This is a genomic window from Sporosarcina thermotolerans (assembly GCF_042658975.1).
Classification (GTDB): Bacteria; Bacillota; Bacilli; order Bacillales_A; family Planococcaceae; genus Sporosarcina; species Sporosarcina thermotolerans.
Genome location: NZ_JBHSRM010000026.1, coordinates 1 through 676, shown reverse-complemented (window position 1 = coordinate 676; position 676 = coordinate 1). Strand labels below are relative to the sequence as shown.

The window sequence follows — 676 nt, the reverse complement described above, 5'->3', positions numbered from 1 at the left end:
TCGGAAGGTGCGGCTGGATCACCTCCTTTCTAAGGATAATTACGGAATATGAACCTTGGGTTCATACGTTAACGTTTTGCGTTCAGTTTTGAAGGGTCATTTTAATTAATGAAACTTCATATATCCCGGAAGGGGCCTATAGCTCAGCTGGTTAGAGCGCACGCCTGATAAGCGTGAGGTCGGTGGTTCGAGTCCACTTAGGCCCACCATTAATACTCCGGGGCCTTAGCTCAGCTGGGAGAGCGCCTGCCTTGCACGCAGGAGGTCAGCGGTTCGATCCCGCTAGGCTCCACCAACTTTATATTAATAAAGTACATTGTTCATTGAAAACTGGATAAAACGACATTGAAGCAACATAGAAAAGCCAAAGCAGCCATTTTAGGTGCGACAGGCATAAGACAGATTGGTGTAGCGGCGCTTTTTGCCGCGTAGCCAATATGGCTTATGACCCGAGCACCTGGCTGCTGAGGCTGGACAAAACATCAAGTAATCAACCGAGTCGATCACTTTTGTGATTGATTTATACTTTTTTAACGATTACCAACGTATATCGCTATACAATGGTAATCAACCAACGGTACTTAGACGCATTTAATGTGTCGAAAGCCGTATAAAGGTTAAGTTAGAAAGGGCGCACGGCGGATGCCTTGGCACTAGAAGCCTATGAAGGACGGCA

At 46.4% G+C, this 676-nt stretch carries 2 tRNA genes; both read left to right on the top strand.

Annotated elements, in window-relative coordinates:
• Positions 1-132 precede the first annotated feature (132 nt).
• Positions 133-209: transfer RNA gene (locus tag ACFPZG_RS17100), tRNA-Ile, on the top strand.
• A gap of 10 nt (positions 210-219) precedes the next feature.
• A tRNA-Ala gene (locus ACFPZG_RS17095) sits at positions 220-295 on the top strand.
• The last annotated feature ends 381 nt before the right edge of the window (positions 296-676 follow it).